This is a genomic window from Blastococcus sp. TF02A-30 (genome assembly GCF_003319185.1).
In the GTDB taxonomy this organism is placed as follows: Bacteria; Actinomycetota; Actinomycetes; order Mycobacteriales; family Geodermatophilaceae; genus Blastococcus.
The window spans coordinates 246,418-254,734 of record NZ_QOHJ01000007.1 but is presented as its reverse complement, the minus strand read 5'-3'; the positions used below and the strand labels follow the sequence as shown (position 1 = coordinate 254,734).

6 protein-coding genes and 1 pseudogene are annotated in these 8,317 nt (G+C 75.4%); 5 read left to right on the top strand and 2 right to left on the bottom strand.

The genetic code is table 11. The features are described 5' to 3' along the window. Window positions 1-877 (bottom strand): annotated as a pseudogene (locus tag DQ241_RS17270) (phospholipase); the annotation flags it as partial. A 42-nt stretch (window positions 878-919) separates the two neighbouring features. Further along, on the bottom strand, window positions 920-2,059 hold the full coding sequence (locus tag DQ241_RS17265) for an acyl-CoA dehydrogenase family protein (RefSeq protein WP_199584660.1): 1,140 nt from the start codon (window positions 2,057-2,059) through the stop codon (window positions 920-922). Between the two features lie 97 nt (window positions 2,060-2,156). Between DQ241_RS17265 and DQ241_RS17260 the strand changes: the two genes are divergently transcribed. From DQ241_RS17260 to DQ241_RS17240, 5 genes are read left to right on the top strand one after another with little or no spacing between them, the layout of a single operon-like run. Beyond that, window positions 2,157-2,765, top strand: a complete 609-nt coding sequence (locus DQ241_RS17260) for a TetR/AcrR family transcriptional regulator (RefSeq protein ID WP_113831431.1) — start codon at window positions 2,157-2,159, stop codon at window positions 2,763-2,765. A 16-nt stretch (window positions 2,766-2,781) separates the two neighbouring features. Next, the gene (locus DQ241_RS17255) at window positions 2,782-4,305 is read left to right on the top strand and encodes an acetyl-CoA acetyltransferase (RefSeq protein ID WP_113831430.1); all 1,524 of its coding nucleotides are present in this window, start codon (window positions 2,782-2,784) and stop codon (window positions 4,303-4,305) included. A gap of 15 nt (window positions 4,306-4,320) precedes the next feature. After that, entirely contained in the window at window positions 4,321-5,121 is an 801-nt protein-coding gene (locus DQ241_RS17250; protein WP_113831429.1) for a crotonase/enoyl-CoA hydratase family protein, read from the top strand. Continuing rightward, window positions 5,121-6,605 (top strand): NAD(P)/FAD-dependent oxidoreductase, encoded by a 1,485-nt coding sequence (locus tag DQ241_RS17245; RefSeq protein WP_113831428.1) that lies wholly within the window; start codon window positions 5,121-5,123, stop codon window positions 6,603-6,605. The genes DQ241_RS17250 and DQ241_RS17245 overlap by 1 nt, the downstream gene beginning before the upstream one ends. After that, window positions 6,592-8,313, top strand: coding sequence for a GMC family oxidoreductase (locus tag DQ241_RS17240; RefSeq protein ID WP_113831427.1), 1,722 nt, complete (start codon window positions 6,592-6,594; stop codon window positions 8,311-8,313). The genes DQ241_RS17245 and DQ241_RS17240 overlap by 14 nt, the downstream gene beginning before the upstream one ends. Window positions 8,314-8,317: the final 4 nt, after the last annotated feature.

Sequence of the window (8,317 nt, the reverse complement as noted above, 5' to 3'; positions counted from 1 at the left end):
CCTGCGGCGCGAACGGGTACGCCGGACGCCGCCGCGGGTAGGTGCGCAGCAGCTGCACGGTGCGGCTGCCGACCGGTGCCGGCGCGGGGCCGGGCGCGGGGAGCGGATCGGCGGCGCGGGGCAGACCCCGCACCCGGTCGGGCAGGGTGTGCCACGGCCAGCGGGTCAGCCGGGTGGGGTCGGCCCAGCGCTGCCGGAACACGGTCTCCACGTCGCGGACCGCCGGACCGGTCAGCCGCAGCTGCACGTCGTGCCACGCCGGGGTCGGCCCGAACCGGGCGGAGAACCGCCGCGTCTGCCGGTCGCCGTCGTGCGCCGGCCCGTCGCGGCGCGAGCGCGCGGTGTCCAGGCCACCGAGGAAGGCGACGTCCTCGGCGCCGTCCGCGCCCGCCACGACGACGAACTTCTGGTGGTGGCTGCCGACCGGGCGGACCCGGTGGTCGAGCAGCACCCGGCCGCCGGCCGCGGTGACCGCGCGGGCCAGCTCGCGGTTGGCCTCCGCCGAGTAGCCCAGCGCCCGGGGGTGGGAGCGCCAGACGAGGCCGCGCACCAGCGCGCCCCGCTCCACCGCCGCCACGAGGGCTTCGGCCAGCGTCGGTCCGCCGTCCTGGAGCAGCTCGTCGGCGTCGGCCCGCCAGCCGGCGAACAGCACCCTTGCGCCACCTCCGGCCCGGCCGAGCGCTTCGGCCAGCGCCGCGAGGTAGGCGCGGCCGTCGACCAGCGGCCGCACGTCGTTGCCCTCGGCGAGGTCCGGCAGGCCCGCGGCGTGGTTGCCGCGCTGCGGACCCACCAGCAGCCACGGGTGCCCGCCGTCGCGCAGCTCCCGGGCCCACCGCGGCTCCCGGCGCAGCGGCCGCGGTCGGGACGAACGGGGCACGGGTGCGCCCTACCCAGCTTTCGGTACCGAAAGCTGCGCGGGTCAGGCGATGAGCAGCTTGGCGACGATCTCGGTCATGATCTCGGTCGTGCCACCGCCGATGCCGAGGATCCGGCTGTCGCGGTAGTGCCGCTCGACCTCCGACTCCCGCATGTAGCCCAGCCCGCCGAAGAGCTGGACGGCGTCGTCGACGACGGAGTCGCAGGCGGCGACCGCGGTGTTCTTCGCCATCGCGACCTGGGCGAACACGTTCTCCCCGGCCTGCCAGTCGTCGATCACCGCGCGGGTGTAGGTGCGGGCGACGTCGGTCTGCCGCGCCATCTCGGCCACCCGGTGCTGCACGACCTGCCGCCGGGCCAGCGGCTTGCCGAAGGTGCTCCGCTGCGTGATCCAGTCGAGGGTCAGGTCGAGGCAGCGCTGCGCGGTGGCGTAGGCCTGGACGGCGAGGCTCAGCCGTTCCGCGGCGAACTGCCCCATGATCGCGTAGAAGCCCTCGTTCTCCCGGCCGATGAGGTTGGCCGCCGGCACCCGGACCCCGGAGAACGACACCTCGGCGGTGTCGGAGCACAGCCAGCCCATCTTCTTCAGCGGTGCCGACACCTCCACGCCGGGCATGCCGCGCTCCACCAGCAGCAGCGAGATCCCGCCGGCGCCGGGGCCGCCGGTGCGGACGGCGACGGTGAAGAAGTCGGCGCGGGTGGCCGAGGTGATGTAGAGCTTGGTGCCGTTCACCACGAAGTCGTCGCCGTCGCGCACGGCTCGCGTGGTGAGGCCGGCGACGTCGGAGCCGCCCTCGGGCTCGGTGACCGCCAGCGACACGATCTTCTGGCCGGCCAGGACCGGGCGGGCGACCTTCTCGATCAGCGTCGGGTCGCCGGCCTCGATCAGGTGCGGCAGGCCGATGCCGTGGGTGTAGATCGCGGAGACGAGCCCGCTCGAGCCGCCGGCCTGGATGATCTCCTCGGCGACGACCCAGGTGTCGACCGCCGTGCCGCCTTCGCCGCCGGCCTCCTCGGGGAAGCCGACGCCGAGCAGGCCGGCCGCGGCGGCCTTGGCGTGCAGCTCGCGGGGCACCGCGCCGGCCTCCTCCCACGTGGCGAGGTGCGGCACGATCTCGGCCTCCGTGAACCGGCGGGCCGACGCCCGGAGTGCCCTGCGCTCGTCGGTGTCCCAGCCGTTCACGGTGCTCCTCGGTGCTCGGGGAAGTGACTGCCGCGACATCTTGACCACCGCCTTTCATCTTGTAAAGTCCCGTTCCACTTAGGCATCGGGAGGCGGCGTGACCGAGCGGCTGTACGCGGGGATGAGCGCCGAGGAGCGCTCGGCCCGCCGGCTGCAGCAGTTCCTCGACGCCGGCCTCGAGGTGTTCGCCGAGCGCGGCTGGGCCGCCAGCACGGTGTCCGACGTGTGCCGCACGGCCGCGCTCAGCCCGCGCTACTTCTACGAGCTGTTCGGCAGCCGGGAGGACCTCTTCCGGGCGGTGACCGCGCGCATCGCCGACCATGTGCACGCGACGGTGCGGACGGCGCTGGACGGCAGCGCGGGCAGCCCGGAAGAGCGCGCCCGCGCCGTGCTGGGCGCGCTGGCCGACTGGTTCGCCGCCGATCCGCGGACCGTCCGGGTGGCGCTGATGGAGTCGCTGGCCACCGAGGAGTTCCGCCGCGAGCGGCGCGTCCTGCTGGAGGCGTTCAGCGCGCTGGCCGCCCGGCTCATGCGGTCGCTGTGGCCGTCGGGGACGCCCGCCGGGAACGTCGAGCTGAGCGCCGCCGTCCTCACCGGCGGGCTGGTCGAGCTGCTGATCGCGCACGCCTCCGGGCCCGGCACCACCGACATCCGCGCCCTGCTCGACCACCTGACCGCGCTGTACACCGCCGCCGCCCGGCTCTGATCCGAGGAGATCCTCCGTGCCCGACGAGTTCCGCACCCCCGTCCTGGCCGGCGTGGGCCAGCTGCGCGCCAACCGCGACCGGACGACGGACGCCGCGCGCGAGCCGCTGGCGCTCATGGTGGAGGCGCTGGAGCTGGCCGCCGCCGACGCCGGTGCCCCGCAGCTGCTCCGGCAGGCCGACACCGTGCACGCCGTCCGCACCGCGAGCTGGGCCTACGCCGACCTCGCCGCCGCGGTCGCCGCGCGGGTCGGCGCCACCCCGCGCACCGCCGGCAACACCCCGCTGGGCGGGCACCTGCCGGCGCGGCTGCTCGACGCCGCGGCGGCCGCGATCGCCGCCGGTGAGAGCGAGGTCGCGCTGCTCGTCGGCGGCGAGGCGCAGGCGTCGGTGGGCGCACTGGGCAAGGCCGGCGTCGACCCCGTCGCGGACCTGGGCTGGAGCGCCGCGCCGGGCGGTCCGCCGCCGCTGGACCTCGACGACCTGGGGACGCCGGCGATGCTCGACGCCGGCCTCTTCCTGCCCACCCGCGTCTACCCGCTCTTCGAGAACCGGCTGCAGGCCGACCTGGGCCTCACCCCGCAGCAGAACGCGGACTGGTCGGCCCGGCTCTACGCCGACTACAGCGAGATCGCCGCCGTCCACCCGGCCGCCTGGAATCCCGAGCCGCGCACCCCCGAGCAGATCGCCACCGTGGGCCCCGGCAACCGGATGGTCTGCGAGCCCTACCCGCTGGCGGTCAACGCGATGCCGGTCGTCGACCAGGCGGCCGCCGTCGTCCTCACCTCGCTGGGGGCCGCGCGCGCGGCCGGCATCCCCGAGCACCGCCTCGTCCACGTGTGGGGCGGTGCGGGCGCCGACGACGTCGACCCGCTGAGCCGCACCGGCTTCGGGCGGTCGGAGGCGCTCGGGCTGGCGCTGGACCGCTGCCTGGGCCAGGCGTCCACGGAGGCGGAGGGCCTCGCGCTGGTCGACGTCTACAGCTGCTTCCCGGTGGTCCCGAAGCTGGCCGGGCTGCACCTCAAGTACGACCCCGACGCCGTGCTCAGCGTCGCCGGGGGGCACGCGTCGTTCGGCGGGCCGTTGAACACCTACTCGCTGCACGCGATCGCCACCGCCGCCCTGCAGCTGCGCGGCACCGGCGACGTCGGGCTCGTGCACGCCAACGGCGGCTTCCTCACCAAGCAGCACGCCGTGCTCCTGGGCGGACGGCCGCACCCCGAGGGCTACGTCGGCCGGCCCGAACCGGTCGCGGTCGACCACCCCGACGCCCCGCCGCTGCTGCCCGCCGCCGAAGCAGGGGGTCGGGAGCTCGCGATCGAGACCGCCACCGTCGAGCACGGCCGCGACGGCGCGCCGCAGCAGGCCTTCGTCGTCGGGCGCACCCCCACCGGGGAGCGGGTCGCGGTGGCCTCCGCGCCCGGTGACTCCGCCACCGCGGCCGCCCTGTCGCTCGCCGCCCTGCCCGACGGCGCGACCTCGCACGTGGGCCGCACCGTCCGCGTCACCCTGTCCGGCGGCACCCCTGCCGTCACCGTCTGATCCCCGGAGAGCCGCATGAGCACCCCCGCGCAGGAGCCCGCCGTCCGCACCGAGCGGGTCGGCGCCACCCTGGTGATCACGATCGACCGCCCCCAGGCCCGCAACGCGATCGACGCCGACGTCGCGACCCGGCTGGCCGACGCGCTCGAGGCCGCCGACGCCGACCGCGACGTCCGCTGCGTCGTGCTCACCGGCGCCGGGGACAAGGCATTCAGCGCCGGCGCCGACCTCAAGGCCCTCGGCCGCGGGGAACGCCCGCTCGCCGCGGGCCGGGAGCACTACGGCTTCGGCGGGTTCGTGCGGCACCCGATCAGCACGCCGGTGATCGCGGCGGTCAACGGGGCCGCGCTGGGCGGCGGCACCGAGCTGGTGCTGGCCAGCGATCTCGCGGTCGCCGCCGACACCGCGGTCTTCGGCCTCCCGGAGATCTCCCGCGGCATCTTCGCCGCGGCCGGCGGTGTCCTCCGGCTGCCCGAGCAGCTGCCCCGCAAGGTGGCGATGCGGCTGATCCTCACCGGCCGGCCGATGGGCGCGGACGACGCGCTGCGGTGGGGGCTGGTCAACGAGGTGGTCCCCGCGGCCGAGGTGCTGCCGGCGGCGCTGCGGCTGGCGGACGAGGTCGCGGCCAACGCGCCGTTGGCGGTGCAGGCCAGCAAGCGGCTCGCGCTGGGCGTCGTGAACGGCGACCTGCCGCACGAGGCGGCGGCGTGGGAGCGCAACGACGCCGAGATGGCGGCGGTCATCCGGAGCGCCGACGCGGCCGAGGGGATCGCCGCGTTCGTCGAGCGCCGGGCCCCGAACTGGACGGCCCGCTGATGGCCGGCCCGCGGGTCGCGATCGTCGGCACCGGCTTCGGCGGGCTGGCCATGGCGGTGCGGCTCCGGCAGGCCGGCCTCACCGACGTCTTCCTGTTCGAGAAGAGCCACGACGTGGGCGGGGTGTGGCGGGAGAACACCTATCCCGGTGCGGCCTGCGACGTGCCCTCCCACCTCTACTCGCTGTCGTTCGCGCCCAAGGCCGACTGGTCGCGGCGGTTCGCCCCGCAGGCCGAGATCCACCAGTACCTGCGCGACGTGGCCCGCGACTTCGGGCTGCTGCCGCTCATCCGGTTCGGCACCGAGGTGACCGAGGCCGCCTTCGACGAGGGCACCGCCACCTGGCGGCTGCGGTTCGCCGACGGCGGCACGCACGAGGCCGATGTCCTGATCACCGCGCTCGGGCAGCTGAGCCGGCCCAGCACCCCGGACGTCCCCGGCCTGGACCGGTTCCGGGGCACGCTGTTCCACTCCGCGCAGTGGCGGCACGACCACGACGTCACCGGCGAGCGGGTCGCGGTCCTCGGCACCGGCGCCAGCGCCATCCAGTTCGTGCCCGCGGTGGCGGGCCGGACCGCGAAGCTCAGCGTCTTCCAGCGCTCGGCCCCCTACGTGCTGCCCAAGCCCGACCGGGCCTACCGGGAGAGGGCCAAGCGGGCGTTCGCGCGGGTGCCCGGGCTGCTGCGGTTGTCCCGGGAGGCCAACTACTTCTCCAACGAGCTGCGGACCCTCGGCTTCAACACCGAACCGCGGCTGCTGTTCGCCCACCGCAAGCGGTTCTTCGCCCACCTGCGGAAGGCCGTGCCGGACCCGGAGCTGCGGGCCAAGGTGACGCCGACGGACCCGATGGGCTGCAAGCGGATCCTGATGTCCAACGAGTGGTACCCGGCGCTGCAGCTGCCGCAGGTCGAGGTGGTCACCGACCGGATCACCGAGGTGCGCGAGCACTCGGTGGTCACCGCCGACGGCGCCGAGCGCGAGGTCGACACGATCGTCCTGGGCACCGGGTTCGCCGCGACCGAGTTCCTGGCGCCGGTCCGGTTCACCGGTCGCGGCGGCCGCGACCTGCACGCGCAGTGGGCCGACGGCGCCAGCGCCTACCTGGGCACCACCGTGCCGGGCTTCCCGAACCTGTTCGTCCTCTACGGCCCGAACACCAACCTCGGGCACAACTCGATCATCGTGATGCTCGAGGCGCAGGTCGGCTACGTCGTCCAGGCGGTGCAGGAGCTGGCCCGCGGCCGGCGGCGCTGGCTGGAGGTCCGCCCCGAGGTCGCCGCCGCCTTCGACGCGTGGGTGCAGCGCCGGGTGGGCGGCACGGTGTTCGCCGGCGGCTGCCGCAGCTGGTACCTCACCGAGAGCGGCCGCAACACCACGAACTGGCCGGCGTCGACGCTCACCTTCCGGCGCCGCCTGCGCCGGCTCGACCTCGCGGACTTCGCGCCCGCGCCGCGGCACGAAGGAGCCCCCGTTGCGCACGTCTGAGCGCCACACCGACGTCGTCGTCGTCGGCAGCGGTTTCGGCGGCAGCACCGCCGCGCTGCGGCTGAGCGAGAAGGGCTACCGGGTCGAGGTGCTCGAGGCCGGCCGCCGGTTCGCCGACGACGAGCTGCCGAAGACCTCCTGGGACCTCCGCCGCTACCTGTGGGCCCCGCAGCTCGGCTGCTACGGGGTGCAGCGGATCCACCTGCTGCCCGACGTGCTGGTCATGGCCGGCGCCGGGGTGGGCGGCGGGTCGCTGAACTACGCGAACACCCTCTACAAGCCGCCGTCGGCGTTCTTCCGCGATCCGCAGTGGGCCGGGATCACCGACTGGGAGAGCGAGCTCGCGCCCTACTACGAGCAGGCCTCGCGGATGCTCGGCGTCACCACCAACCCGACGACGACGGCCGCCGACGAGATCTTCCGCGAGGTCGCCGAGGAGATGGGGGTGGGCGAGACGTTCGTGGCCACCCCGGTCGGCGTCTTCTACGGCGAGCCCGGGAAGACCGTGCCCGACCCGTTCTTCGGCGGCGTCGGGCCGGAGCGCACCGGCTGCACCGAGTGCGGGTCGTGCATGACCGGGTGCGCGGTCGGTGGCAAGAACACGCTGGTGAAGAACTACCTGTACCTGGCCGAGAGGGCCGGCGCGGTGGTGCACCCGCTGACCACGGTCACCAGCGTGCGGCCGCGGCCCGGCGGCGGCTGGGTCGTGGAGGCGGTGCGCAGCGGTGCCTGGTTCGCGACGCGCACGGTGCGGCGCTGGACCTGCGACCAGGTCGTGCTGGCCGCCGGCACCTACGGCACCCAGCGGCTGCTGCACGCGATGAAGGACGGCGGCACGCTCCCCGCGCTCTCGCCGCGGCTGGGCCACCAGACCCGCACCAACTCCGAGGCGGTCCTCGCGGCGACCGGCCGGCGCGGCGGGCCCACCGACTACAGCCGGGGCGTCGCGATCACCTCGTCGTTCCACCTCGACGAGCACACCCACCTGGAGCCGGTGCGCTACGGCAAGGGCAGCAACGCCATCGGCCTGCTGCAGACGGTGCTCGTGGACGGTGGCGGCCGGCTGCCCCGCTGGCTCAAGGCGCTCGGCGTCGTGGCGCGCAACCCGGCGGCCTTCGCGCGCAGCCTGTCGGTGCGCGGGTGGTCCGAGCGCACGGTCATCGCGCTGGTGATGCAGAGCCTGGACAACAGCATCGTGGTGTCCGGGGCCAAGCGGCGGTTCGGCCGCAAGCTCACCAGCCGGCCCGGCCCGGGTGACCCGGTGCCCACCTGGATCCCCGGCGGGCACGAGGCGGTGCGGCGGATCGCGGCCAAGATCGGCGGCGACCCGGGCGGGGCGATGACCGAGCTGGTCAACATCCCGATGACCACGCACTTCCTCGGTGGGTGCGCGATCGGCGCGACGGCGGCCGACGGCGTCGTCGACCCGTACCACCGGGTGCACGGCTACCCGGGGCTCTCGGTGGTCGACGGCTCGGCGGTGTCGGCCAACCTCGGCGTCAACCCCTCGCTGACCATCACCGCGCAGGCCGAGCGGGCCGTGGCGCTGTGGCCGAACAAGGGCGAGCCGGATCGGCGCCCGGCGCCGGGGGAGCGCTACCGGCCGGTGGACCCGGTGCCGCCGCGCCGGCCGGTCGTGCCGCCGTCCGCACCCGGGGCGCTGCGCCTGCCGCTGACCGTGGTCCGGCGGGAGCGCACCGGGGCCTGACCGG